We start from the raw sequence: 24,054 nt of genomic DNA, 5'->3' as shown, positions 1-24,054 counted from the left end.
ATTACTCTGCGGTTTGAGCGGCATTGGCGCAGGCGGGTTTGCCGGCAGCGTATTTAAGACTGGGGTCGACCAGCGCGTCGAAGCGCTTGAGCGCCTCGGAACCGATCAGCAACGGGTATTGGAAGGCGCTGCGGTCGGTCAGGTTCACTTCGATGCTGCGCAGGGCCGAGCCCATGCAGATGTCCAGTTCGATGACCGGCCGGGCCGTGTATTTCTTGCCTTCTTCCGGGTCGTAGTCACCGGCGCGGCGCTTGATCTTGCTGACTCGGGCCAGCGGACGTTCGATGGGGTGCGAGTGGGCCGCGTCGATGGCCAGGTAAAAGCGCACCCAGGATTCGCCATTGCGCTTGAAGCGCTTGATGTCCCGGGCACTGAGTGAGGCGGTCTTGGCGCCGGTGTCCAGCTTGGCGGCGACCTCCAGGTCGATGCCCTGCAGGGCGGCATATTCGTTAAGGCCGTACACGGTTTTTTCACCCGCCACGGCAAGCCCCGGCAGGCACATGAAATAGAAAGCAGCAGATAAGGGCTTGAGTGTCATAGATCCTGGTGCGCAGCGTTCCGTTTATCGGTTCAGGCCCTGGCATTACTGCACAAGCTCCCTAGGCAGCCTTTCTCTATAAAAGGAGAGCGGCGAATAACCGCGGCATTCTAGCACGGTGGTTTTCTGGCGCCACCGCTGGCCGGACGCTACGAGTCTCTTCATATAGCAGGGTTATCGGCAAAGCGTTTATTAGAAGATTGTCGACAATATTGATTTTTGTTTTGACGTTAAGGGCACTATTGGTTAGTTTTTGCCATATTGATTTTCAAGGTGTCGACAATATGCTCGATCAGCTCGAAACCCCGGTGGTCGCCCAGGATGACTCGGAGACCCTGTCCGAGAACGTCTTCCGGCGTATTCAGGCCGCTATCGTCAAGGGCGAGATCGCGCCTGGCAGCAAGATCTCCGAGCCCGAGCTGGCGCGCACCTACGGCATTAGCCGCGGGCCGCTGCGCGAGGCGATCCACCGCCTGGAAGGCCAGCGCCTGCTGGTGCGGGTGCCCCACGTCGGTGCCCGGGTGGTGTCGCTGAGTCATGCCGAGCTGTTGGAACTCTATGAAATCCGTGAGTCCCTCGAAGGCATGGCCTGCCGCCTGGCGGCCGAACGCATGACCTTGGAAGAAATCGACGAACTGCGCCGGGTCCTCGAGACCCACGAGCGCGATGCGGCGTTCCAGGCCGGGGTCGGTTACTACCAGCAGGAAGGCGATTTCGACTTTCATTACCGGATCATCCAGGGCAGCGGCAACCGCACCCTGACGCAGATGCTCTGCGGCGAGCTATACCAATTGGTGCGCATGTACCGCATCCAGTTCTCCACCACGCCCAACCGTCCGCGCCAGGCCTTTGCCGAGCACCATCGGATTCTCGACGCCATCGCCGACCGTGACGGCGAACTGGCTGAATTATTGATGCGCCGGCACATCGGCGCGTCCAAACGCAACATTGCGCGTCATTTCCAGGACAGCGCCGCCACTGAACGAGGTGAGTCATGAGCAACAGCACTCCAGGCCAGCGTTTCCGCGATGCGGTCGCCAGCGAGCATCCGCTGCAAGTGGTCGGCACGATCAACGCCAACCACGCGCTGCTGGCCAAGCGCGCCGGTTTCAAGGCGATCTACCTGTCGGGTGGCGGCGTCGCGGCCGGTTCCCTCGGCGTGCCGGACCTGGGCATCACCGGCCTGGATGACGTGCTGACCGATGTGCGTCGCATCACCGATGTCTGCGACCTGCCGCTGCTGGTAGACGTGGACACCGGTTTCGGCTCCTCGGCGTTCAACGTGGCGCGCACGGTCAAGTCGATGATCAAGTTCGGCGCCGCGGCGATCCATATCGAGGACCAGGTCGGCGCCAAGCGTTGCGGCCACCGTCCGAACAAGGAAATCGTCTCCCAGCAGGAGATGGTCGACCGCATCAAGGCCGCCGTCGATGCCCGTACCGATGACAGTTTCGTGATCATGGCCCGTACCGATGCCCTGGCGGTGGAAGGCTTGGAGTCGGCCCTGGACCGCGCCGCCGCGTGCATCGAGGCCGGTGCCGACATGATTTTCCCCGAAGCCATCACCGAACTTGAAATGTACAAGCTGTTTGCCAGCCGCGTGAAAGCGCCGATCCTGGCCAACATCACCGAATTCGGCGCGACCCCGCTGTACACCACCGAACAGCTGGGCGGTGCCGACGTGTCCCTGGTGCTGTATCCGTTGTCGGCCTTCCGGGCCATGAACAAAGCGGCCGAAAACGTCTACACCGCGATTCGCCGCGACGGCACGCAACAGAATGTCATCGACACCATGCAGACCCGCATGGAGCTTTACGATCGCATCGACTACCACACCTTCGAGCAGAAGCTCGATGCGTTATTCGCGGCGAAGAAGTAAGGCGCGACTCCCCTACAAATTCAAGAAAATGGAGACAGCAAATGGCCGAAGCAAAAGTACTCAGTGGCGCCGGGCTCCGTGGCCAGGTGGCCGGGCAAACCGCCTTGTCCACCGTGGGCCAATCGGGCGCCGGCCTGACCTATCGCGGCTACGATGTTCGCGACCTGGCGGCAGATGCGCAATTTGAAGAAGTCGCCTACCTGCTGCTGTACGGCGAGCTGCCGACCCAGGCCCAGCTGGACGCCTACACCGGTAAACTGCGCCAGTTGCGCGATTTGCCCCAAGCCTTGAAAGAAGTGCTGGAGCGCATTCCCGCCGACGCCCACCCGATGGACGTGATGCGCACCGGTTGCTCGTTCCTGGGCAACCTGGAACCTGAGCAGGATTTCTCCCAGCAGCACGACAAGACCGATCGCCTGCTGGCCGCGTTCCCGGCGATCATGTGCTATTGGTATCGCTTCAGCCACCAAGGCCAGCGCATCGACTGCGTGACCGACGAAGTGTCCATCGGCGGGCATTTCCTGCACCTGCTGCACGGCAAGAAACCGAGCGAGCTGCACGTCAAGGTGATGAATGTCTCGCTGATCCTCTACGCCGAGCACGAATTCAACGCTTCGACCTTCACCGCCCGGGTCTGCGCTTCCACGCTGTCGGACCTGTTCTCCTGCATCACTGCCGCCATCGGTTCGCTGCGGGGCCCGCTGCATGGCGGTGCCAACGAGGCGGCGATGGAAATGATCGAGCGTTTCAGCTCGCCCCAGGATGCCATCGAAGGCACCCTCGGCATGCTGGCGCGCAAGGACAAGATCATGGGCTTCGGCCACGCGATCTATAAGGACAACGACCCGCGCAACGAGGTGATCAAGGGCTGGTCGAAAAAACTCGCTGACGAAGTGGGCGACACGGTGCTGTTCCCGGTCTCCGAAGCCATCGACAAGACCATGTGGGAGCAGAAAAAACTGTTCCCCAACGCCGATTTCTACCATGCCTCGGCGTACCACTTCATGGGCATCCCGACCAAGCTGTTCACGCCGATCTTCGTTTGCTCGCGCCTGACCGGCTGGGCCGCCCACGTGTTCGAACAGCGCGCCAACAACCGCATCATCCGACCGAGCGCCGAATACACCGGCGTCGAACAGCGCAAGTTCGTGCCAATCGAACAACGCTGAGCTGGAGGGCACTAGCCGCCGGAACTGAAGGAACCGAAAACCCCTTGTGGGAGTGGGCTTGCTCGCGAAGACGGACTGACATTCAACATTGATGTCGGCTGATACACCGCATTCGCGAGCAAGCCCGCTCCCACACTGGACCGAGTTCACTTCAATGGTTGCGCCACCCTCTGAAACCACCGTGACCCGAGTCCTGACGATGAACACAGAATTTCGCAAACCGCTGCCCGGCACTTCGCTGGATTATTTCGACGTTCGCGGGGCAGTGGAGGCCATTCGCCCCGGCGCCTATGACGGCCTGCCGTATACCTCCCGCGTGCTGGCGGAAAACCTGGTGCGGCGCTGCGACCCGGCCACGCTGCGCGAGTCGCTGCTGCAACTGATCGAGCGCAAGCGCGACCTGGACTTCCCGTGGTTCCCGGCGCGCGTGGTGTGCCATGACATCCTCGGCCAGACTGCCCTGGTGGACCTCGCCGGCTTGCGTGACGCCATCGCCTTGCAGGGTGGCGACCCGGCGCAGGTCAACCCGGTGGTGCCGACGCAACTGATCGTCGACCATTCCCTGGCGGTGGAAAGCGGTGGTTCCGACCCGCAAGCCTTCGCCAAGAACCGCGCCATTGAAGACCGCCGCAACGAAGACCGCTTCCACTTCATCAACTGGACCAAGAAAGCCTTCAAGAACGTCGATGTGATTCCGCCGGGCAACGGGATCATGCACCAGATCAACCTGGAAAAAATGTCGCCGGTGATCCAGCAGCGTGACGGCGTGGCCTTCCCCGACACCTGCGTCGGCACCGACAGCCACACGCCTCACGTCGATGCCCTGGGCGTGATCGCCATCGGCGTCGGTGGCCTGGAAGCCGAAAGCGTCATGCTCGGTCGCGCTTCGTGGATGCGCCTGCCGGAAATCGTCGGCGTCGAGCTGACCGGCAAGCTGCAACCGGGCATTACCGCCACCGACATGGTGCTGGCGCTGACCGAGTTCCTGCGCAAGCAGAAAGTCGTCGGGGCGTGGCTGGAGTTCTTCGGCGAAGGCGCCAGCGCCCTGACCCTGGGCGACCGCGCGACCATCTCCAACATGGCCCCGGAATACGGCGCCACGGCGGCGATGTTCCATATCGATCAACAGACGATCGATTACCTGAAGCTCACCGGCCGCGAAGACACCCAGGTGCAGTTGGTGGAAACCTATGCCAAGCACGTGGGCCTGTGGGCCGATAGCCTCAAGGGCGCGCAATACGAGCGTGGCCTGACCTTCGACCTGTCGTCGGTGGTGCGCAACATGGCAGGTCCCAGCAACCCCCACGCCCGTGTCGCGGTGTCGGACCTGGCCGCCAAAGGCATTTCCGGCCAGTGGGACGATGTGCCCGGACAAATGCCCGACGGCGCGGTGATCATCGCCGCGATCACCAGTTGCACCAACACCAGCAACCCGCGCAACGTGATCGCCGCCGGCCTGCTGGCGCGCAACGCCAACCGCCTGGGCCTGGCCCGCAAGCCGTGGGTCAAGTCGTCCTTGGCGCCGGGTTCGAAAACCGTGGCGTTGTACCTGGATGAAGCCGGCCTGACGTCCGAACTCGAGAAGCTGGGCTTCGGCGTGGTGGCGTTCGCCTGCACCACCTGTAACGGCATGTCGGGTGCGTTGGACCCGGTGATCCAGCAGGAAATCATCGATCGCGACCTGTACGCCACCGCCGTGTTGTCGGGCAACCGCAACTTTGACGGGCGTATCCATCCGTACGCCAAGCAGGCGTTCCTGGCCTCGCCGCCGCTGGTGGTCGCGTATGCCATCGCCGGGACCATTCGTTTCGACATCGAGAAGGATGTGCTGGGCGTGGTGGACGGTCGGGAAATCCGCCTCAAGGACATCTGGCCGAGCGATGAAGAAATCGACGCCGTGGTCAAGGCGTCAGTGAAACCCGAGCAGTTCCGCCAGGTGTACATCCCGATGTTCGCTATCCAGGAAGACACCGGGCCGAAAGTGACGCCGCTGTACGACTGGCGCCCACAAAGCACCTACATCCGTCGCCCACCGTATTGGGAAGGCGCACTGGCCGGTGCGCGGCCGCTCAAGGGCATGCGCCCGCTGGCGGTGCTGCCAGACAACATCACCACTGATCACCTGTCGCCGTCCAACGCCATCATGCTGGACAGCGCCGCCGGTGAATACCTGGCGAAAATGGGCCTGCCGGAAGAGGACTTCAACTCCTACGCGACCCACCGCGGCGACCACCTGACCGCGCAGCGCGCCACTTTCGCCAACCCGAAACTGTTCAACGAAATGGTCGTTGAGGACGGTAAGGTCAAGCAGGGTTCCCTGGCCCGGGTCGAGCCGGAAGGCAAGGTCATGCGCATGTGGGAAGCCATCGAGACCTACATGGAGCGCAAGCAGCCGCTGATCATCATTGCCGGTGCCGACTATGGCCAGGGTTCGTCTCGGGACTGGGCGGCCAAGGGTGTACGCCTGGCAGGTGTCGAGGCGATCGCGGCCGAAGGGTTCGAGCGCATCCACCGCACCAACCTGGTGGGCATGGGCGTGTTGCCGTTGGAGTTCAAGCCCGGTACCGATCGCAAGACCCTGGGCATCGACGGCAGCGAAATCTATGACGTGATCGGCGAGCGCACCCCGCGGGCGACACTGACCCTGGTCATCACTCGCAAGAATGGCGAGCGCGTCGAGGTGCCGGTGACCTGCCGCCTCGATACCGCCGAAGAAGTGTCGATCTACGAAGCCGGGGGCGTGTTGCAACGCTTCGCCCAGGATTTCCTGGAGTCGGCGGTCGCCGTTTAAATCGCTTGGGTGGCCGGTGTTCTGGCCACCCATTTTTTCAGGAGTTAGAGCATGGCTCACTCGCCTCAAATCAAGATTCCCGCGACCTACATGCGTGGCGGCACCAGCAAAGGCGTGTTCTTCAGCCTGCAAGACCTGCCCGAAGCGGCCCGCGTCCCTGGCCCGGCCCGGGACGCCCTGTTGCTGCGGGTGATTGGCAGCCCTGACCCGTACGAGAAGCAGATCGATGGCATGGGCGGCGCAACCTCCAGCACCAGCAAGACGGTGATCCTGTCCAAGAGCACCCGGGCCGACCACGATGTCGATTACCTGTTCGGCCAGGTGTCCATTGATAAACCGTTCGTGGACTGGAGTGGCAACTGCGGCAACCTGTCGGCGGCGGTGGGGTCGTTTGCCATCAGCAGTGGCTTGGTGGAGCCCGGCCGTATTCCGCACAACGGCGTGGCCGTGGTGCGGATCTGGCAGGCCAACATCGGCAAGACCATCATCGCCCATGTGCCGATCACCGAGGGCGCGGTGCAGGAAACCGGTGACTTCGAACTCGACGGCGTGACATTTCCGGCGGCCGAAGTGCAGTTGGAGTTCATGGACCCGGCGGCCGAGGAAGAGGGCGGTGGCGGCTCGATGTTCCCGACTGGCCATTTGGTGGATGACTTGGAGGTGCCCGGTGTCGGTACTTTGAAGGCGACGCTGATCAACGCCGGGATCCCGACGATTTTCATCAATGCTCGCGATGTGGGCTACACCGGCACCGAGTTGCAAGGTGCTATCAATGGCGACCCCAAGGCGTTGGCGATGTTCGAAACCATTCGCGCCCACGGCGCCTTGCGCATGGGCTTGATCAAGCACCTGGACGAAGCCGCCCAGCGCCAGCACACGCCGAAAGTGGCATTCGTGGCACCGCCGGCGGACTACGTTTCATCCAGCGGGAAAGCCGTGGTGGCTGGTGACGTTGATCTGTTGGTACGGGCGCTGTCCATGGGCAAGCTGCACCACGCCATGATGGGTACGGCAGCAGTGGCCATCGGCACGGCCGCGGCGATTTCCGGCACCCTGGTGAATCTCGCGGCGGGCGGCATCGAGCGCAACGCCGTGCGCTTCGGCCACCCGTCCGGCACCTTGCGCGTCGGCGCCGAGGCCAGCCAGGTCAACGGCGAATGGACCGTAAAAAAAGCCATCATGAGCCGCAGTGCGCGGGTTTTGATGGAAGGGTTCGTGCGGGTGCCAGGGGATGCTTTCTAACTCAATACTTCAGGAATAACCAAAACCTGTGGGAGCGAGCCTGCTCGCGATGGCGGTGGATCAGTCGACGCCAATGTCGAATGTGCCGACCCCTTCGCGAGCAAGCCCGCTCCCACAGTGGATTTGTGGTGAACACAGAATCTTCGAACATCCACGACAAACCTGTGGGAGCGGGCTTGCTCGCGAAAGCGGTGTGTCAGTCCACATCAATGTTGAATGCGCCGACCCCATCGCGAGCAGGCTCGCTCCCACAGGTTGATCGTATTTCTTCCGTCAGTCCGCCGTCAGTGCGGTGACCACCAGCCCAACATTACTTTCCAGCTCGGCCACCGGATCGGGCCCGTCGGTGCTCAACACAAGCAGTTGGCTACCTCCTTCGGTAATGGCGGCCTTCAGCGCATCCGAGGGTTGGCGGTGATGCAGCACCAGCGCTACGTCGTTGTCTTTCAATATCGCACTCAACTGCTTGAGGGCTTCGGCTGACCACTCGGCATCGGGCCGGGTGTCGGTGCTGATGGCGTCCAGGTTGAGCCCGCTGATCAGGTAGCCGAAATGCTCGCTCAGGCTGACCACGCTCAAGTTATCGGCGCTGGCGAGGCGTTTTTCGCTGTCGGCGCTGAGTTTGAGCAGGCGCTGCTTGAGGGCCGCCAGGTTGGCGTCGATTTTCGATTTGTCCGCCGGGGCCAGGCGCACCAGGTCGGCGGCGATCACGTCGGCCATGCGCCCCAGGTTATGGCTGGCCATCCATGGTTGACTTGCCAAGCCGTCGGCCATGCCCGGTTGCACGGCGATACCGGGCAGGGCGCCGTCCACCGGGCGCGCGGCATCGACTTCGACGATGCGGATATTGCTGCGTCGGGCCATGGGGTACAGCGGATCGTCCGGCCAGAGCGAGCGCAGGCCGACCACCCCATCGGCATTGCTGGCCAGTTTGCTCAAGGCCGGTGCGCCCCGGCCGCTGAAGTAGGCGCTCTGGCGGGTGCCGGGCAGATTGTCGGGCGCGGCCCGCTCCAGGCTGACCTCGGTGCCCTTGAGCAAGGCCTCGCTCAACCCATAGGTGACCGGCAGCGATGCCAGCAGACGGACCTTTTCGTCGGCGAATGACGAGGTGACGGCCACGCCGCACAACGCGACGGCCAGGGTCAGTTGTCGCAATGAAAAAACCATTTATCCAAGATTCCCTTTGAGGCTGGGGACGACACCACGGGCGATGGCGCTCAGGGCGAAGGCGATGCCGGCCACCAGGATGATCGCGGCACCGGACGGGATCGGCAGGTCGAACACAATCGGCGCGAGGATCCCGCACAAGGTACTGACGGTGGCGATCAGCACCGAACACCAGAAAAAGCCTTTCAATGATTGGCTGAGCAAGCGCGCCGCCGCAGCGGGAATCACCAGCAACGCGCCCACCAGGATGGCGCCGATGACTTTCACCGCCGCCACGGTGATCAACGTCACCAGGACCACGAACAGGTAGTCCAGGGTCTTGACCGCCACCCCGCGTACCGCCGCCAGTTGCGGGTTGAAGCTGGCGAGCATGATGCGGTTGTACAGCGGCAAGGCCAGGGCCATCACCAACGAGCCGACCACGGCCAGTACCAGCAGGTCGTTGCCATTGACCGTCAGCACCGAGCCGAACAGTACGTTTTCCAGGATATGCACGTTGATCTTGCCCGCCAGGATCAGCAGCAGGCTGGCCCCCAGGGCCAGGGACACCGACAGGAACACACCGATCAGCGTATCGGGCGCCAGGCCGGTGCGGTTACGCAGGTAATTGAGCAGGATGCCGAACAACAGGCAGTAGCCGAACAGGCTGCCGTAAGGCCCGGTGTAGGGTTCACCGAGCAGGATACCAATAGCCACGCCAGTCAGCGCCGCATGGCCCACCGCCTCGGAGAAAAACGCGAAGCGCTTGACCACCACCAGCGTGCCGAGGCCGCCCAGTACCGGGCCGATCAACAGCCCGGCCAGCAATGCATTGACCACGAAACCGTAGGCCAGCGCTTCAGGCAAGTAACCGGCCGATGCCCAGCCCTGGACCATCAAACGAAAGGCTTCATAACTCATCAGGCCGCGCTCCCGTTCGTGCGTGGATGGGTGGAAAACAGCGTCAGCAGCCGCTCCGGGGTCAGGGTCTGGCGTGGCGGGCCGTCGAACAGCACCCGGCGATTCAGTCCCGTGACGCGGTCGGCCAGGCGCCCGACGGCTTCCAGGTCATGTTCGATCCACAGCACGGTAATCCCGGCTTGGCGCCAGTCCTGCAGCAACCGTTCGAACACCTGGATGCCGGCCTCGTCCAGGGCTGACATCGGTTCATCCAGCACCAGCAGTTGTGGCGAGGGAATCAGCCCTTGGGCCAGCAATACCCGTTGCCGCTCGCCGCCGGACAGCGCGCCCATGCGCCGCTTGCGCTTGTCTTGCATGCCGACCCGCTCCAGGGCCTGGCCAATGGCGCCAGCGTAGTGCTTGCTCAAACCGAGAAACGCCGGTCGCCGCTGACACATGGCCGCCATGAAATCGTCCACCGTCATCGGCAGGCCCCGGTCGAATTCCAGCGCCTGGGGCACGTAGCCGATCACCCCGGGTTCGCCCGGCCATTGCAGGCTCAAGCGGCCCTGGTGCGGCATCTGCCCCAACAAGGTCTTGATCAGCGAGCTCTTGCCGCCGCCATTAGGGCCGACCAAGGCATGAATGCTGCCGGGCTCCACCTGGAAGGCGACGTTGTCGAGAATGCTGGTGCGGCCCAGGTTCAGGCTGACCTCGGCGAACGCAATCAAGGGACCCGCGGGGTGCAGGGTGAGGGGTTCCTGGACAGTCATGCGCCGGACTCCTGGATCGCCCGGACCACGGTGTCGAGGTTGCCGGCCATTTCTTTTTCGTACTTCTCGGCACTGTAGTCGCCGTAGGAAATGTGCGAGAGCGGGTACAACTTCACGCCCGATTCACGCTGGATGGTGTCGACGTAGGTGGAAGGGAAATCCATCTCCGAAAAGATCACCTTCACGTCCAGCTCGCGCAATTGATCGATGGTTTTCTTCAATTGGCTGGGGCTCGGCTCGATGCCATGGGCCGGCTCGACCACGGCGGTCACTTCCAGGCCGAATTCGCGCAGCAGATAGTCGTAGGCGGCATGCACCGTGGCGACCCGCAATTCGGCATTGGGGGCCTGGGTCAGTTTCGCCAGGGCGGCGGCGCGCATCTGCCGCAGGCGCTTGCCGTAGGCGCGGGCGTTCTGGGTGTACGCCTTGGCATTGTCCGGGTCGAGCTTGCCCAACTCCCGGGCAATGTTATTGACCTGGGCGATAGAGGCGCTGATGGACAGGAAGGTGTGCGGGTTCACCACCTTGCCCGCGCCTCGGGCGGCAGTGCCGGTGGCGGCCAGCAGGGGCACGTTCTCGTTGGCCTCGATGACCTTCACGTTCGGGGTTTCGCTGGCGGCGATCATGCGGTCGGCAAAATCGTCGTGACCGACGCCGTTCAGCACGATCACATCGAGGCCGCCGATACGCTTGATGTCTTCGGCCCGGGGCTCATAGGCGTGGGGGTTGAAACCGGCCGGGATCAGCGGCACGACCTCGGCCTTGTCGCCGACGATGTTGGCCACGTAGCTGTAATACGGGTGCAAGGTGATACCGATGCGCAGGCGCTTGGCTGTTTCGGCGCTCACCGGCGAGGTGAACAGGCAGGCCAGCAGGCCGATCAATAGCAGGCGCAGCAAGGGTCGGCGTTGGGATGCAATAGGCATGGGCAAACGGTCTTCTCTCGAATGAGGGCGTGGGGTCAGTGCCGGTGCTGGCGGGTTACGCCGGCATCGTATTGCGCGACGATCTGCCGCCAGCCAGCGGCGGACAAAGCCGCGTCGTCCAGGGTGGTGGGCGTCGCGAGGCCCTTGCCGCGGTTGAGCCAGATGTCCGGGGCGGCGTTGGACGCTTCGCCGATGCGCATCAGAAACGAACCAGCCACGGACGAATTGGCACTGGCGCCGAAGTAGGCCTGGTCCTGCAGCTGTTGCCAGGCATGGCCGCCGCGGCTGACGGAACTGGCGTCCTGGGCGAATGGCGCAAAGCCTTCCTCGGCCAGGGTCTGCGGGGCGGGCAGGGTGTGTTGGTCTTCGCGCAGCAAGCGGATTTCATCCAGGGTCACCCGCAGGTCGGCATAGATACCTTGCTCGGCGGCGCTGAGGTCGCGGCGGGCGTCGAGTTGGTTCGAGGCCAGGTGAGGGGCCTCTTCGGCTTTGCCATGCCACGCCACCACGGACCCGGCCACCAGCGCGATGACCAGGCACAGCAACAACACATACAGGGTTTCATGACCCGCGCCGGCGGGACGGATGACTTGAGTCGTGGCGTTGCTCATGGGGCCTCGATGTCGGCTTGGTCGATTTCCACCACGTGGCCGGGGCCGGCGTCGAAGAGTACGTAGAATTCAGCGTTCGGTTTCTTGAAGGTCAGCTTCGAGTCGGCGCCGAGCTTGCCCGGGACGAGGATGGTTTCGTCATAACCGATCACGTCGAGGGTCACCCCCGGCGCACCGCTGCCGTCGGAAAAACCACCGGTGCATTGGATCTGCTCGGCGTCGATGGCCTTGCACTCGCACATCGGGTTGTGGGCCAGGACGCTGGTGCTTGCGCCCGCGCATAACAGCAGCGCCAGGCCCTTGGATAAGGCGCGAAGGGTCATGGTTTGGCTCCTTGATTCTTCAGCCAGGCAACAGTGGCCGGGGAGGCCTGGCTCAGGGGGATGGAAGCCTGATGCATCGAACCGTCCCAACCCTCCAGGGTTATCCACAGTTCGGCGTCGGGCTGGGTCTTTGCCGGGACGGGCAACAAGGCACCCATACGGTAGGGCGAGCCGAAGAAAATCACCCCGGCGGCCCTAAGGCTGCGAGGTTTGCCGATGCGCAGGTAGGTGGCCTTGACCTGGCCGATACAGCTTTGGCACAGAGCCGCGTTGAAGTGTTTCATGGGGCCGGCAGGCCCTTGGATGCGTGGGGCTTCGTTGCGAAATTCCGCCAGGCGCAGGCTCCAGGGTCCGACCTGGACTTCGCCGACTTCCCGCTCGCCCAGCCCGGCATCACCGCGGAACAGCGCGGCTTCGGAGAGGTATTTAGGCATGAACCCCAGGGGGATCAGCAGCAACAGCACGTTGAGGTGGAAGCGCCATTTATGCCAGAACAGGCTCAGGCGCGACGGTGATGAAGCGGCATTGGATGGGGTCACAGGCTGCCCTCCGACGATTCGCGGTGGACGGACGGTTGCAATGCCTGCGTGAGGCGGGCGCCACGGGTAGGTTTCTGGCTACGCTTGAAGGCATTGGCGGTGGCCAGGGCCGTGCGTTTGGTCCAGATCAGCAGCCCGCTGAGGACCATCATGCTCATGATCAAACCGAAGAAAAACCAGATGAGCTTGATCCAGAGGCCGCCGAAATCCCCGGTGTGCAAGGGCCGCATGGATTCGGTGACGAACTCCAGGGTCGTGCGATCGGACAGCAGCCGCGAGGCGGCCACGTCACCGTTGTAGGGGTTGATGGTGGCAGTCTGGAACATCAGCGGATACCAGCCGCGGCCGCCGATTTCCAGATGGCTGTAGGCATTGGCGGGCAGGCTGATGAAACTTGCTTCCAGTCCCGGGATGCGTTGCTGGGCGATCTCGATGGCCCGGTCCAGGTTCAACAGCGGGGGCGGCAGGCCGTCGACGGACAACGGCACGTTTTCACGGGCCACCACCGGGATGACCGGTTCGCTGGAAATGGAGATCTGGTTGTCGCCCAGCAAGGCCTGGATCAGGAACCAGGTGCCGGTGACGGAGATGACCGCGATGAACCAGATCGACCAGATCCCGCTGAGCCGGTGGAAATCACCCCAGAAAATCCGCGCGCCATGGCGGATTCGCAGGGTCGGACGCAAGAAGCCTTTCCAGAAACGCTTGTAGACCACCAGCCCCGTCACCAGTGACGCGAGCAACGGCAGGCCTAGGAACGACACCAGGTACCAGCCCCAGCTGTAGCCGTTGGTGAACGGCACCAGCCACCAGCCATGCAGGGCGCGGGTGAAGGCCTGGAAGTTGAACGTCGGCGCCGAGCCCTGGATGGCGCCGCTGTACGGGTTGACGTAGACCGTGTCGGGACGTCCGTCAGGGTAGGTCACGCCGACTTCCAGGGCAAAATGCGACTCGTCCGGGCGAATGATGTTTTGCACCTGGGTTTGCGGCTGGGCCTGCTTGATCGCGCTGATGATCTGGTCGTAGCTGAGCAGCGCGGCATCGTCCGAGGGCTTGCTGGCGCGCATCTCAGGGTTGACGAGCCAGACGATCTCCTGGCTGACCACCGCCAGGGTGCCGGTGACACAGACAATGAGCACGAAGAACCAGATGGGCAATGCCAGCCAGCTATGGACCAGGAACCAGAGTTTGGAGCGGGATTTCTTCGACATGATTGAACGTCTTGATTCGATGAAAGGTTCCGTATTACGGGCTTCGTAATACCCGTGAACCCAAAAAGCAGGCCGTGGCTTTTGCCGACGCGGCCTGCTGCATCTAATTAAGACGAACGAGCGATCCCAATCCTGAAGGGAAAGATGAAAGAAAATGTTTCGCGTGGTAGGAACTGCCGAAGGCTGCGATCTTTCGCTTGAGACTCAAGTGTCTGGGGAAAGATCGCAGCCTCGTTGCACTCGGCAGCTCCTACAGGGGGGCGAACCAGTGGATACCAGTCAAGTCAGCCTTGTTGAAACATCTCCCTGGCCCGTTGCTCGATCTGTTCCTGGCTCAGATCCTCTTTGTGTGTCGCCAGGAACCATAGATGCCCATAGGGATCCTTCAAGGTGCCGGTGCGATCCCCATAGAACTGGTCCTTGACCTCGGAAATCACCGTGCCGCCCGCGGCAATGGCCTGGGCGAATGCGCTGTCCACATCTTCGACATAGAGATGCAGGCCGACCGATGGCGATGTGTCCGGGTTACTCAGCGGGCCTTGATCGCAAGGGGTGCCGAGCATGATCGGATATCCGTTGATCCGCAGTTCGGCATGCCCGATGCCGCCATCAGGCATGGCCAGGCGCATGACCTCGGTGGCATTGAAGGCTTTTTTATAGAAGTCGATGGCTTCGGCGGCTTTTTGAATGCCCAGGTAGGGGGTGATGTTATGGAAACCTTCGGGAATAGCGTTGACGCCCATGACGTTTCTCCTTTTGTTATGGGAGGCGAAGAGAGTCTTCGTCGATTTGCGCCCCTCCACTATAGGCCAGCGAGCCTGGGTGGGCGTGGAGCCCGACGAACGCTTCAGGGCTGTTCCAGCAGATGGGCTCCCGGCCCGTGCTGGCCCAGCACATCGCCCTGATTGCGCAGCGGACACGCTTCCATCGACAGGCATCCGCAGCCAATGCAGCCGTTGAGTCGATCACGCAGCGCCATCAATTGGCTGATGCGCTCGTCCAGGTCTTGGCTCCACTGCGCCGACAAGGTCTGCCAGTCGGCGGCCGTTGGGGCACGGTTGTCCGGCAGTTTTTTCAACGCCTCGCCGATCTCCGCCAAGGGAATGCCCAGGCGCTGGGCGACCTTGATCAGTGCCACGCGGCGCAATACCGCCCGTGGATAACGACGTTGGTTGCCCTGATTGCGCGTGCTTTTGATCAGCCCCTTGGATTCGTAGAAGTGCAGGGCAGTCACCGCCACGCCGCTGCGGGCGGCCACTTGGCCGACGGTGAGTTCCTTGTGGACATCGATTTGCGCCATCGCCTCAATTCACTGCTTGACCTTGACTTAACTAGAGGTTTTACCCTGCACGCCTTCGGATCGCAAGATCCGCCTGACCTGCATAGGGGACCTTTCATGCAATCGCCAAGGAACAATCGCAGTTTCACCCAACTGATGGAATTCGACATCGAACCTCAATGGCAGCAGGCGCTGGTCACGGCCTTGTCGGAACAGACCGAGCGCCTGGCCCGGGACCACCAGGGTTTCCTGAGTGCGAGTATCCAGGCCAGCGAGGATGGTCGGCGCGTGCTCAACTATTTGCAGTGGCAAACCCGCGAGGCCGGCGAGGCGGCGCTTCGAAGCTTCGAAAGTGGCGACTCGGGTTTCTGGCGGCTGATCCAGGTTCATCGAGCCAAAGCCGTCACATTCGGCTCGTTCCAGGTGCTACGCAACATTGAGCGCAGCCTGGACAACGCGCTGCATTGCCAGTTGGTCGATTAAGCGCAACGGCTGATCCAAGTAGGCAATACCCACTATCGAGAGGGTTGATTTCTGCAGCGCAAGGCCGGCGGGTAGCCTTTGTTCATCGCCCAACTCCAGAACACCGGACACCTGCCATGAACCGTACCTTAGCTGTTTTGCTGCTGTTGGCCGCCACCCTCTTGGGCGGCTGCGCCAGCTCCTCCCCGGAGCTGCGCCCCTACACCGCCGACGAGACTCGCGAGCTGGCCCTTGAAGCCTTGAATCGCCGAGGCCTTTCGTTCGAGGAGTACCACGCAAAGAAAGCCGAGCTGCTCGGCTCGTCACCGAAAAACGTGGGGTTCGACGATCAAGGCCAGATGAGCGCCGAGCAGGTCGTGCAACAGCCAGGCCGGTCAAGCTAAGGACTGTACCGCTCAAAGTTTTGCCTAACTGTCCGTGGGTTTGGGCCAGGACGTGGGGTAGGGTCGTGACTTGACTGACCGCCCCTGATGGACTGACCTGACATGACCCTTTCGCTTGACCTGCTGCTGGGCTTCGCCCTGTTTGCCCTGGTGACTTCGATCACGCCCGGCCCTAACAACACCATGTTGTTGGCCTCGGGTGTCAATTTCGGTTTCAACCGCACCATTCCGCACATGCTGGGCATTACCTGCGGCTTCTTTTCCCTGGTGCTGGCGGTAGGCCTTGGCCTGGGTGCGGTGTTCCAGACATATCCACTGCTCTATACCGCGCTGCGCTACATCGGCGCCGCATACCTGTTGTACCTGGCGTGGAAAATTGCCCACTCCGGTCCGGTTTCGGACAGCCAGCCGGGGAACAATACGCCGATCAGCTACTGGGGCGCCGCGGCGTTCCAATGGGTCAATCCCAAGGCCTGGATCATGGCCATCGGTGCCATCAGCACCTACACGCCACTTCAAGGCTACTTCTTCAATGTGCTGGTGATTGCGGCGGTGTTTGCCTTGATCAACCTGCCAAGCGTGAGCCTGTGGGTGGTGTGCGGCAGCCTGTTGCGCAACCTGTTGCGGGACCGTCGCTGGTTGCGCGTGTTCAACTGGGGCATGGCGCTGTTGTTGGTCGCTTCGATGTATCCGTTGCTGCTCGAAAGCATCAGTTGAGGGCTGAGCTTCGACGCGATGCCTGCTAAGCTCGCTGTTCAGGAGCGTTCCTACGCACTTTTAAACGAAGTCCGACTTCTTTAAGGTCTTTGATCAGGTATTGCTAGTCTCGAACCCAACGAGGGCGCCTGATCCCGGAGCAGGCTCTGCGAGTTTCCTATGAATAAACGTCCTTTGTATTTCGATTATGCCGCCACCACGCCGGTGGATGAGCGGGTCATCCGAGTCATGGTCGAGTGCCTGGGTTTTGACGGCAACTTTGGCAACCCGGCTTCCAGTTCCCACGCCTTCGGCCAGGAGGCCCGGCGCTCGGTGGAGCGTGCCCGCCAGCAGGTGGCGCAATTGGTGGGGGCCCAGCCCGAACAGATCGTCTGGACGTCCGGCGCCACCGAATCCAACAACCTGGCCCTCAAGGGTGTGGCCCAGTCACGCGGTGCTTGCGCCGGCCACATCATCACCAGCCTGATCGAGCACAAGGCGATTCTCGATACGGCGCGCCAACTCGAAGAGAGCGGCGTCGCGGTCACCTGGTTGGCGCCGGACGCCGAGGGGCTGGTCAGCCCACAGGCGGTTCGCGAGGCGTTGCGTGAAGACACGTTCCTGGTGTCGCTGATGCTGGTGAACAACGAGCTGGGCACCGTCAACGACGTCATCGCCATCGGCGAGATCGTTCGCCAGCACGGTGCGTTGTTTCATGTGGACGCCGCCCAAGGCGCCGGCAAGGTACAGATCGACCTGTCCCGCTGGCCGGTGGACCTGATGTCTTTTTCCGCGCATAAAATCTACGGCCCCAAGGGCATCGGTGCGCTCTACGTCGGCGACCGTGCCCGGCCACGGCTGTCGGCGCAGATTCATGGCGGTGGCCATGAGGGCGGTTTGCGCTCCGGGACCCTGGCGACCCACCAGATTGCCGCCATGGGCGCCGCATTCGAATTGGCAGCCACGGCATTCGACGAAGAACTCGCTAAAGTCGCCCGATTGCGCAATCGTTTGCTCGAGCCGCTGCTGGCCTTGCCCGGAGTGTGTATAAACGGCAGTGCAAGCTGCCGGATTCCCCACACCCTGAGCCTGACGTTCAACGAAGGTGAGTTCAATCCGGCGACATTGGGCGCATCGATTGCGTTTTCCGCGACCTCGGCCTGCAATTCGGCGCAGAACACGCCGTCCCACGTGCTGCTGGCCCTGGGTCACGATGCCCGGGCGGCCGGGCGGACCATTCGCTTGAGCTTGGGGCGCTTTACCACCGAGCAGGATATCGATGAGGCGGTGCGGTTGATCAAGGCCGCGTGCGCGACTGCGCCGGCATTCTGGGTCACCACTCAATAAGCCGTCTTCGGCATCGAACAACAATTTCAATGAGCAGGAGAAACAATGAGCACCGAGCCTTTGCCCCATGGACTGGTTCCCCAGCGTCTGGCCCGAATCCGCCAACTGATGAGCCGAGAGGGCGTTCACGCATTGCTGGTGCCATCGGCCGACCCGCATCTGTCTGAATACCTGCCGGGTTATTGGCAGGGACGACAATGGTTGTCGGGGTTCCATGGCTCGGTGGGTACCTTGATCGTAACCGGCAGTTTCGCCGGTGTCTGGGCTGACAGCCGTTATTGGGAGCAGGCGACCAAGGAGCTGGAGGGCAGCGGTATCGAGTTGGTCAAGCTCATTCCGGGCCAGTCCGGTCCGCTGGACTGGCTGGCCGAACAAACGCCCGAGGGCGGGGTGGTCGCGGTCGATGGTGCAGTCATGGCCGTGGCCTCGGCCCGCACCCTGGGCGGCAAGCTCGCCGAACGCGGCGCGCGGTTGCGCACCGACATCGACCTGCTCAAGGAAGTCTGGACCGATCGCCCGAGTTTGCCGGATCAACCGGTCTACGCCCATTTGCCACCCCAGGCGACCGTCAGCCGCGTCGAAAAGCTCGCCAAGTTGCGCGAATCCCTCCAGGAGCGTGGTGCCGACTGGCATTTCATCGCCACGCTGGACGACATCGCCTGGTTGTTCAACCTGCGCGGTGCGGATGTGTCGTTCAACCCGGTGTTCGTCTCCTTTGCCTTGATTAGCCAGCAGCAGGCAACGCTGTTCGTGGCCCTGGACAAGGTTGACGCACCGTTGCGGGCCGTTCTGGCGCAGGACGGCGTGACCCTGCGTGATTACAGCGAAGCCGCCGCCGCGTTGCGTGAAGTGCCGGACGGCGCGAGCCTGCAGATCGATCCGGCGAGGGTGACGGTCGGCTTGCTGGATAACCTGGGCAGCGGCGTGAAGCTGGTCGAAGGCCTGAATCCAACGACGCTGGCTAAATCGCGCAAAAGCCTGGCCGACGCCGAGCACATCCGTCGCGCCATGGAGCAGGACGGCGCGGCGCTCTGTGAGTTTTTCGCCTGGCTGGAAGGGGCCTGGGGCCGCGAGCGCATCACCGAGCTGACCATCGACGAGCACCTGACCGCCGCCCGCACGCGCCGGCCAGACTTCGTCTCCCTGAGTTTCAACACCATCGCTGCCTTTAACGCCAACGGCGCGATGCCTCATTACCACGCGACGGAAGAAGCCCATGCGGTCATCGAAGGTGATGGCCTGTTGCTGATCGATTCCGGCGGCCAGTACTTGGGAGGCACCACGGACATCACCCGTATGGTGCCGGTCGGAACACCCACCGCTGAGCAGAAACGTGATTGCACGCGCGTGCTCAAGGGGGTGATTGCCCTGTCCCGGGCCAAATTTCCGCGGGGTATTCTTTCGCCCTTGCTCGATGCCATTGCTCGGGCGCCGATCTGGGCGGAGCAGGTCGATTACGGCCACGGCACCGGCCATGGCGTAGGCTATTTCCTCAATGTCCACGAAGGCCCGCAGGTGATTGCCTATCAAGCCGCTGCCGCGCCGCAAACGGCGATGCAGGCCGGGATGATCACCTCGATCGAACCGGGCACTTATCGTCCCGGCCGCTGGGGTGTGCGCATCGAGAACCTGGTGTTGAACCGCGAAGCCGGAAGCAGCGAGTTCGGTGAGTTCCTTAAGTTCGAAACCCTCACCCTGTGCCCGATCGACACCCGCTGCCTGGAACCTTCGCTGCTGACCCAGGATGAAAAAGACTGGTTCAACGCCTACCATGCCGAGGTTCAGCGTCGATTGAGCCCATTGCTGGACGGTGACGCACTGCAATGGCTCAACACCCGGACGATGGCGATCTGATCTATAGGATCAGGCGAGGGCTTCACGGACGAAGTCCAGCCGATCCTGGCCGAAAAACAGCTCGTCGCCGACAAACATGCTCGGGGCGCCAAATATGCCCCGGCCGATGGCTGCTTCGGTGGCGCTCTTGAGTGCTTGTTTAACCTGCTCGTCGTTCGTCAGGGCCAGCACGTAGTCGGCGTCGAAACCGCCTTCGTTCAGGACCGATGCGACCGTCGCCGGGTCATTGAGGTTGCGGGCGTCCACCCAAAAGGCGCGGAACAGGCAATCGACGAATGCCTCGAAGCGTTCGGGGTGGCGCAGTTGCATGCCGGTCACTGCGCGCATCAGCAACAGTGTGTTGACGGGAAAGTGTGGATTGAACTGGAACGCGACGCCGTAGCGTTTGGCGAAGCGATTCAGATCCTTGAATAGGTAAGGGTTCTTGGCCGGCACTGTTGCCGGCGATGCGTTGCCGGTCGCCTTGAAGACGCCCCCCAATAACATCGGACGGTAGATCAACTGGCTGTTTGTCTGTGCACACAGCGTTGGCAGCTGGGTGTAGGCCAGGTACGTCGTCGGACTGCCCAGATCGAAGTAAAACTCCACGGATTTGCTCATGGTAACTGTGCTCTTGTTGTTATGAGGGGAGGGGTTACCAGCGTTCGCTCCAGGGGCGCAGGTCCAGCTCGAAGGTCCAGGCGTCGCGGGGTTGGCTGTGCAGGTACCAATAATTGTCGGCAATGTGTTCGGGGTTCAGGATGCCGTCCTGATCCTTGGTGGCATACTTTTCCGGGAAGTTATCGCGGATGAAGTCGGTGTCGATAGCGCCGTCCACCACCACATGAGCCACATGGATATTCAGCGGTCCCAGTTCACGGGCCATGCTTTGGGCCAGCGCCCGAATGCCATGCTTGGCCCCCGCGAATGCGGCGAACCCCGAAGCGCCGCGTAATCCCGCTGTTGCCCCGGTAAACAGAATTGTCCCGCGCTGGCGCTTGACCATGCGCTTGGCCACTTCCCGTGCATTGAGAAAGCCTGAGAAGCAGGCCATTTCCCAGATCTTGAAATACTTGCGCGCGGTTTCTTCAAGGATGCTGCAGGGGACGTTGGCGCCGATGTTGAACACAAAGGCTTCGATCGGGCCGATCTGGTTCTCGATTTGCTCGATGAGTGCGATCACGTCGTCTTCTTTGCGTGCATCACAGGCGAACCCGTGGGCTTCGCCGCCTTCGGCGCGGATGCCGTTGACCAGCGGCTCGAGTTTATCGGCGCTGCGACGGGTCACACAGGCCACGTAACCTTCCTCGGCGAAGCGTCTGGCGATCGCTCCGCCAGTGGCATCGCCTGCGCCAACAACCAGTACGACCTTCTTGTTATTCATGGTTAGCCTCATTGGTAAACGATCGTTAACTAAACGGACGTTATGCTAAGATCCGGCAAGCGTCAAGGTGAGCGATCAGGGGCAGGACCATGCGATATTCAGCCAATCACAAAATGGAAACCCGCGAGAAACTGCTCGCCAGCAGTGCCGTATCCGCCAAGAAATCAGGTTTCTCCACGGTCGGTGTCGATGGCCTGATGAAAGCGATCGGGTTGAGCGGCGGCGCGTTCTACAGCCACTTCTCATCCAAGGATGAGCTGTTCAAGGCCATTGTTGAGCGGGAACTGGCCCAAAGCCTCGACCGCTTGAGCGGCGACGGCGCCATGGACTCGATGAAACTGGAGCGCTGCCTCAAGCAATACTTGAGCATGAGCCATGTCGAGCAGCCCGAGGCAGGGTGTGCGTTGCCGGTACTGGGCGCTGAGATCGCACGATCAGATGCCCAAGTGAGGGAGGCGGCGCAAACGTGGATCTGCCGTTTGCATGAAAGTTGGGCGCGGATATTGGGAAGCGACAGCCTGGCCTGGGCCATTCTGTCTCAATGCGTGGGGGCATTGGTGGTTGCGCGGATGTTGGTCTCGCCGCAGGTCCAGCGTGACGTCCTCAGGTCCAGCCATGAGGAAATCAGTCGTCGAATGGCCGAACAAGGGCTCGACTAAGGTCGCTTATTTGCAGATGACAATCATGCTGCGGCTGGTATAGCCGGCGGGGTTGAGGCCGAAGGGATAATCCCCGGGTTCTTCGACGGCGTCGCCGGACTTGGCAATGACCTTGTAACCCTTGGGAGCGCATGAGTTGGCGGCGCTGGCGGCGCACTGGTCCCAGGATGAGGACAGGCCGGAGCAGTTGATGTGCAGGCCTTTTTTGCCGCGCTTGACTTCTGTTTTCGATGTCGCCGCACAGCCCGCTACTGCAAGTACGGCGATCAGTATCAAAATTCGTTTCATTCCCGTCCTTATAATCGCCGCGGATCTTGTGTCCGCGTACGATCGTGTTCGCTCTTGCGTAAAGCGTTCATGACGTCCTGTATGAAAAAATCCATGTCTGACATTAGGTTACGGACCTAAACATGGCCTAAATGCGCGGCAAATACCAGAGCTTCGTTAAATCCTGCTTCAATCTGCCGCGACGGCAGGCTTTGCCGTATTAGCCATGGTCAGCGTTGCACCCACCGACGCGAGGATGATGCAGGTGATGGCCATCCACTGGGCCAGGGACAAGTACTCCTGGAGAAAGACGAGCCCCGACAAGGCTGCGATTGCCGGTTCGATGCTCATCAGGGTGCCGAAGGTACGGGCAGGCATTCGAGTCAGGGAAATCATTTCCAATGTATAGGGCAGGGCTGTGGACAGGATGGCGACGCCGATGGCGATTGGAATCAGGCTCGGTGTGAGCAGTGCGGCGCCCGCGTGGACAATGCCGATGGGCGCGACGAACAGGGCCGCGATCATGACCCCCAGTGCAGCGGTCTGCACACCATTGTCCGCACCGGCTTTCTGGCCAAACAGGATGTACAACGCCCAGCAGAAACCGGCACCGAGTGCGTAGCCGGCACCCACCAGGTCGATACTGGCGCTGGTCGCGCCGGTCGGTATGAGCAGCAACAGACCCACCACTGCCAGGGCAATCCAGAGAAAGTCGATGGCCCGGCGCGAGGCGTAAATGGCGACTGCCAGAGGCCCGGTGAATTCCAATGCAACGGCGATGCCCAGCGGAACGGTACGAACTGACATATAGAAGAGGAAATTCATGCCGCCCAGTGCCATCCCATAGACGATCACCGTGCGCAGGGACTGGGCGGTGAGCTTGGCGCGCCAGGGGCGTAGCATCAACAGCATGATGAGGCTGGCAAAGATGAGTCGCAGCGTCGTCGTGCCTTGTGCGCCCACTACCGGGAACATGCTTTTGGCGAGGGAAGCCCCCGCTTGAATGGAAGCCATGGCTATTAATAGCAAGGCAACCGGGTACAGGGTGGAAGCCAGGTTGCGATGTGAGAGGGGGGTCATTGCGAAGTGTCGTCCAGAGTAAGTGCGGAGAAGCTGAGTTGAGCAGTATATTGCGCATATGCAGCGATTCCGTCTATATAGCGGCCCTATTTAAGTGCCGTCTCGACGCGTTAGATAGAAAAATCAAATTAAGGGTTGACGGCAGATTCTGGAAGTCTATAATTCGCCCCACTTCCGGCGCGGTCGAAACGGAAAACTCCTTGAGATTCAATGAGTTAAGTAGGTTTCGAGAGTGTTGGGCTTCAGTTCATCGAGGCCCGGAAGGAGCAGATAGAGCGGTGATGTTTGGCTCTATCGGCGGTTCGATCTTCTCGGTCGAAAGCGGTGAAAAAGAGGTGTTGACAGCAGCGAGTAACGCTGTAGAATTCGCCTCCCGCTAACGAGAGATCGGAAGCGCAAGTGGTTGAAGTTGTTGATGTTTCCGAAGCGAAACTTTGAAAACTTCTTAAAATAACCGCTTGACAGATACACGGGGCGCTGTAGAATGCGCGCCTCGGTTGAGACGAAAGACTCAGCCAACCGCTCTTTAACAACTGAATCAAGCAATTCGTGTGGGTGCTTGTGGAGTCAGACTGCTAGTCAACAGATTATCAGC

Annotated in this window: 26 protein-coding genes; 11 read left to right on the top strand and 15 right to left on the bottom strand. The window is 61.7% G+C overall.

The features are described from left to right. Window position 1 precedes the first annotated feature (1 nt). Entirely contained in the window at window positions 2–538 is a 537-nt protein-coding gene (gene rloA / locus ACIPQ1_RS20125; protein ID WP_053186065.1) for a retropepsin-like aspartic peptidase RloA, read from the bottom strand. Window positions 539–822: 284 nt separating this feature from the next. Here rloA and ACIPQ1_RS20120 point away from each other — a divergent pair, with 284 nt between their 5' ends. The 5 genes from ACIPQ1_RS20120 (at window position 823) to prpF (ending at window position 7,619) form a co-directional block, all read left to right on the top strand. Next, window positions 823–1,536, top strand: coding sequence for a GntR family transcriptional regulator (locus ACIPQ1_RS20120; protein WP_186731048.1), 714 nt, complete (start codon window positions 823–825; stop codon window positions 1,534–1,536). Then, window positions 1,533–2,417, top strand: a complete 885-nt coding sequence (gene prpB / locus ACIPQ1_RS20115; RefSeq protein ID WP_186709668.1) for a methylisocitrate lyase — start codon at window positions 1,533–1,535, stop codon at window positions 2,415–2,417. The genes ACIPQ1_RS20120 and prpB overlap by 4 nt, the downstream gene beginning before the upstream one ends. Window positions 2,418–2,458: 41 nt before the next feature. Beyond that, the gene (gene prpC / locus ACIPQ1_RS20110) at window positions 2,459–3,586 is read left to right on the top strand and encodes a bifunctional 2-methylcitrate synthase/citrate synthase (RefSeq protein ID WP_250965304.1); all 1,128 of its coding nucleotides are present in this window, start codon (window positions 2,459–2,461) and stop codon (window positions 3,584–3,586) included. Window positions 3,587–3,785: 199 nt separating this feature from the next. Continuing rightward, the gene (acnD, locus tag ACIPQ1_RS20105; protein WP_446534677.1) at window positions 3,786–6,377 is read left to right on the top strand and encodes a Fe/S-dependent 2-methylisocitrate dehydratase AcnD; all 2,592 of its coding nucleotides are present in this window, start codon (window positions 3,786–3,788) and stop codon (window positions 6,375–6,377) included. A gap of 51 nt (window positions 6,378–6,428) precedes the next feature. Beyond that, entirely contained in the window at window positions 6,429–7,619 is a 1,191-nt protein-coding gene (prpF, locus tag ACIPQ1_RS20100) for a 2-methylaconitate cis-trans isomerase PrpF (RefSeq protein WP_446534676.1), read from the top strand. 273 nt (window positions 7,620–7,892) lie between these two features. Here prpF and ACIPQ1_RS20095 read toward each other — a convergent pair whose 3' ends face one another. From ACIPQ1_RS20095 to soxR, 10 genes are all read right to left on the bottom strand, one after another. Next, entirely contained in the window at window positions 7,893–8,786 is an 894-nt protein-coding gene (locus ACIPQ1_RS20095) for a metal ABC transporter substrate-binding protein (protein ID WP_446534675.1), read from the bottom strand. After that, window positions 8,787–9,686 (bottom strand): metal ABC transporter permease, encoded by a 900-nt coding sequence (locus tag ACIPQ1_RS20090; protein ID WP_014339414.1) that lies wholly within the window; start codon window positions 9,684–9,686, stop codon window positions 8,787–8,789. It abuts the gene before it with no gap. Continuing rightward, window positions 9,686–10,438 carry a metal ABC transporter ATP-binding protein gene (locus ACIPQ1_RS20085; protein ID WP_446534674.1) on the bottom strand — a complete coding sequence of 251 codons (753 nt, stop codon included), beginning with the start codon at window positions 10,436–10,438 and terminating at the stop codon, window positions 9,686–9,688. Before ACIPQ1_RS20085 ends, ACIPQ1_RS20090 begins: the two co-directional genes overlap by 1 nt. Beyond that, entirely contained in the window at window positions 10,435–11,364 is a 930-nt protein-coding gene (locus ACIPQ1_RS20080; RefSeq protein WP_053123647.1) for a metal ABC transporter substrate-binding protein, read from the bottom strand. Before ACIPQ1_RS20080 ends, ACIPQ1_RS20085 begins: the two co-directional genes overlap by 4 nt. A 35-nt stretch (window positions 11,365–11,399) precedes the next feature. Beyond that, on the bottom strand, window positions 11,400–11,975 hold the full coding sequence (locus ACIPQ1_RS20075; protein WP_411385225.1) for a DUF6162 family protein: 576 nt from the start codon (window positions 11,973–11,975) through the stop codon (window positions 11,400–11,402). Then, window positions 11,972–12,298, bottom strand: coding sequence for a hypothetical protein (locus tag ACIPQ1_RS20070; RefSeq protein WP_186709646.1), 327 nt, complete (start codon window positions 12,296–12,298; stop codon window positions 11,972–11,974). The genes ACIPQ1_RS20075 and ACIPQ1_RS20070 overlap by 4 nt, the downstream gene beginning before the upstream one ends. Next, on the bottom strand, window positions 12,295–12,837 hold the full coding sequence (locus tag ACIPQ1_RS20065; protein WP_250965312.1) for a thiamine pyrophosphate-binding protein: 543 nt from the start codon (window positions 12,835–12,837) through the stop codon (window positions 12,295–12,297). The genes ACIPQ1_RS20070 and ACIPQ1_RS20065 overlap by 4 nt, the downstream gene beginning before the upstream one ends. Beyond that, the gene (locus tag ACIPQ1_RS20060) at window positions 12,834–14,048 is read right to left on the bottom strand and encodes a PepSY-associated TM helix domain-containing protein (RefSeq protein ID WP_411385224.1); all 1,215 of its coding nucleotides are present in this window, start codon (window positions 14,046–14,048) and stop codon (window positions 12,834–12,836) included. Before ACIPQ1_RS20060 ends, ACIPQ1_RS20065 begins: the two co-directional genes overlap by 4 nt. Window positions 14,049–14,332: 284 nt before the next feature. Next, a complete protein-coding gene (locus ACIPQ1_RS20055) occupies window positions 14,333–14,791 on the bottom strand; it encodes a VOC family protein (RefSeq protein WP_186730980.1) in 459 nt (152 codons plus the stop codon). Between the two features lie 104 nt (window positions 14,792–14,895). Continuing rightward, window positions 14,896–15,348 carry a redox-sensitive transcriptional activator SoxR gene (gene soxR, locus ACIPQ1_RS20050; RefSeq protein WP_446534673.1) on the bottom strand — a complete coding sequence of 151 codons (453 nt, stop codon included), beginning with the start codon at window positions 15,346–15,348 and terminating at the stop codon, window positions 14,896–14,898. 96 nt (window positions 15,349–15,444) lie between these two features. Here soxR and ACIPQ1_RS20045 point away from each other — a divergent pair, with 96 nt between their 5' ends. From ACIPQ1_RS20045 to ACIPQ1_RS20025, 5 genes are all read left to right on the top strand, one after another. Further along, window positions 15,445–15,810, top strand: coding sequence for an antibiotic biosynthesis monooxygenase (locus tag ACIPQ1_RS20045; RefSeq protein ID WP_186709636.1), 366 nt, complete (start codon window positions 15,445–15,447; stop codon window positions 15,808–15,810). Between the two features lie 116 nt (window positions 15,811–15,926). Next, a complete protein-coding gene (locus ACIPQ1_RS20040; RefSeq protein ID WP_250965317.1) occupies window positions 15,927–16,193 on the top strand; it encodes a hypothetical protein in 267 nt (88 codons plus the stop codon). Between the two features lie 102 nt (window positions 16,194–16,295). Then, window positions 16,296–16,910, top strand: coding sequence for a LysE family translocator (locus ACIPQ1_RS20035; RefSeq protein ID WP_053123629.1), 615 nt, complete (start codon window positions 16,296–16,298; stop codon window positions 16,908–16,910). A 159-nt stretch (window positions 16,911–17,069) separates the two neighbouring features. Beyond that, window positions 17,070–18,236: a cysteine desulfurase family protein gene (locus ACIPQ1_RS20030; RefSeq protein WP_446534672.1), complete on the top strand. Its 1,167-nt coding sequence runs from the start codon at window positions 17,070–17,072 to the stop codon at window positions 18,234–18,236. Window positions 18,237–18,281: 45 nt separating this feature from the next. Beyond that, window positions 18,282–20,090, top strand: coding sequence for an aminopeptidase P family protein (locus ACIPQ1_RS20025; RefSeq protein WP_250965319.1), 1,809 nt, complete (start codon window positions 18,282–18,284; stop codon window positions 20,088–20,090). A gap of 9 nt (window positions 20,091–20,099) precedes the next feature. Here the strand turns inward: ACIPQ1_RS20025 and ACIPQ1_RS20020 are convergent, their stop codons facing one another. Both ACIPQ1_RS20020 and ACIPQ1_RS20015 read right to left on the bottom strand, forming a co-directional pair. Then, a complete protein-coding gene (locus ACIPQ1_RS20020; protein WP_250965320.1) occupies window positions 20,100–20,690 on the bottom strand; it encodes a 2-hydroxychromene-2-carboxylate isomerase in 591 nt (196 codons plus the stop codon). A 34-nt stretch (window positions 20,691–20,724) separates the two neighbouring features. After that, window positions 20,725–21,453, bottom strand: coding sequence for an SDR family oxidoreductase (locus ACIPQ1_RS20015; RefSeq protein WP_250965321.1), 729 nt, complete (start codon window positions 21,451–21,453; stop codon window positions 20,725–20,727). Window positions 21,454–21,542: 89 nt separating this feature from the next. Between ACIPQ1_RS20015 and ACIPQ1_RS20010 the strand changes: the two genes are divergently transcribed. Then, the gene (locus ACIPQ1_RS20010) at window positions 21,543–22,112 is read left to right on the top strand and encodes a TetR/AcrR family transcriptional regulator (protein WP_250965322.1); all 570 of its coding nucleotides are present in this window, start codon (window positions 21,543–21,545) and stop codon (window positions 22,110–22,112) included. Window positions 22,113–22,118: 6 nt separating this feature from the next. On the opposite strand, the gene ACIPQ1_RS20005 is transcribed toward ACIPQ1_RS20010, so the two are convergent. Further along, a complete protein-coding gene (locus tag ACIPQ1_RS20005) occupies window positions 22,119–22,400 on the bottom strand; it encodes a hypothetical protein (RefSeq protein WP_014337379.1) in 282 nt (93 codons plus the stop codon). Between the two features lie 168 nt (window positions 22,401–22,568). Next, complete coding sequence (rhtA, locus tag ACIPQ1_RS20000; protein ID WP_250965323.1) at window positions 22,569–23,459, bottom strand: threonine/homoserine exporter RhtA; 891 nt, start codon at window positions 23,457–23,459, stop codon at window positions 22,569–22,571. Window positions 23,460–24,054 lie beyond the last annotated feature (595 nt).

Source organism: Pseudomonas sp. LARHCG127 (assembly GCF_052871455.1).
Note: the sequence above shows the minus strand (reverse complement) of the source record. Positions and strands in the feature narration are given on the sequence as shown.

Coding starts and splice junctions, on each gene's coding strand:
- ACIPQ1_RS20055 (WP_186730980.1), bottom strand. CDS start 14,791: ATGGGCGTCAACGCTATTCCCGAAGGTTTCCATAACATCACCCCCTAC.
- ACIPQ1_RS20080 (WP_053123647.1), bottom strand. CDS start 11,364: ATGCCTATTGCATCCCAACGCCGACCCTTGCTGCGCCTGCTATTGATC.
- rhtA (WP_250965323.1), bottom strand. CDS start 23,459: ATGACCCCCCTCTCACATCGCAACCTGGCTTCCACCCTGTACCCGGTT.
- ACIPQ1_RS20030 (WP_446534672.1), top strand. CDS start 17,070: ATGAATAAACGTCCTTTGTATTTCGATTATGCCGCCACCACGCCGGTG.
- prpF (WP_446534676.1), top strand. CDS start 6,429: ATGGCTCACTCGCCTCAAATCAAGATTCCCGCGACCTACATGCGTGGC.
- prpC (WP_250965304.1), top strand. CDS start 2,459: ATGGCCGAAGCAAAAGTACTCAGTGGCGCCGGGCTCCGTGGCCAGGTG.
- soxR (WP_446534673.1), bottom strand. CDS start 15,348: ATGGCGCAAATCGATGTCCACAAGGAACTCACCGTCGGCCAAGTGGCC.
- ACIPQ1_RS20020 (WP_250965320.1), bottom strand. CDS start 20,690: ATGAGCAAATCCGTGGAGTTTTACTTCGATCTGGGCAGTCCGACGACG.
- ACIPQ1_RS20075 (WP_411385225.1), bottom strand. CDS start 11,975: ATGAGCAACGCCACGACTCAAGTCATCCGTCCCGCCGGCGCGGGTCAT.
- ACIPQ1_RS20070 (WP_186709646.1), bottom strand. CDS start 12,298: ATGACCCTTCGCGCCTTATCCAAGGGCCTGGCGCTGCTGTTATGCGCG.
- ACIPQ1_RS20005 (WP_014337379.1), bottom strand. CDS start 22,400: ATGAAACGAATTTTGATACTGATCGCCGTACTTGCAGTAGCGGGCTGT.
- ACIPQ1_RS20015 (WP_250965321.1), bottom strand. CDS start 21,453: ATGAATAACAAGAAGGTCGTACTGGTTGTTGGCGCAGGCGATGCCACT.
- acnD (WP_446534677.1), top strand. CDS start 3,786: ATGAACACAGAATTTCGCAAACCGCTGCCCGGCACTTCGCTGGATTAT.
- ACIPQ1_RS20090 (WP_014339414.1), bottom strand. CDS start 9,686: ATGAGTTATGAAGCCTTTCGTTTGATGGTCCAGGGCTGGGCATCGGCC.
- rloA (WP_053186065.1), bottom strand. CDS start 538: ATGACACTCAAGCCCTTATCTGCTGCTTTCTATTTCATGTGCCTGCCG.
- ACIPQ1_RS20120 (WP_186731048.1), top strand. CDS start 823: ATGCTCGATCAGCTCGAAACCCCGGTGGTCGCCCAGGATGACTCGGAG.
- prpB (WP_186709668.1), top strand. CDS start 1,533: ATGAGCAACAGCACTCCAGGCCAGCGTTTCCGCGATGCGGTCGCCAGC.
- ACIPQ1_RS20040 (WP_250965317.1), top strand. CDS start 15,927: ATGAACCGTACCTTAGCTGTTTTGCTGCTGTTGGCCGCCACCCTCTTG.
- ACIPQ1_RS20035 (WP_053123629.1), top strand. CDS start 16,296: ATGACCCTTTCGCTTGACCTGCTGCTGGGCTTCGCCCTGTTTGCCCTG.
- ACIPQ1_RS20060 (WP_411385224.1), bottom strand. CDS start 14,048: ATGTCGAAGAAATCCCGCTCCAAACTCTGGTTCCTGGTCCATAGCTGG.
- ACIPQ1_RS20045 (WP_186709636.1), top strand. CDS start 15,445: ATGCAATCGCCAAGGAACAATCGCAGTTTCACCCAACTGATGGAATTC.
- ACIPQ1_RS20085 (WP_446534674.1), bottom strand. CDS start 10,438: ATGACTGTCCAGGAACCCCTCACCCTGCACCCCGCGGGTCCCTTGATT.
- ACIPQ1_RS20010 (WP_250965322.1), top strand. CDS start 21,543: ATGCGATATTCAGCCAATCACAAAATGGAAACCCGCGAGAAACTGCTC.
- ACIPQ1_RS20095 (WP_446534675.1), bottom strand. CDS start 8,786: ATGGTTTTTTCATTGCGACAACTGACCCTGGCCGTCGCGTTGTGCGGC.
- ACIPQ1_RS20025 (WP_250965319.1), top strand. CDS start 18,282: ATGAGCACCGAGCCTTTGCCCCATGGACTGGTTCCCCAGCGTCTGGCC.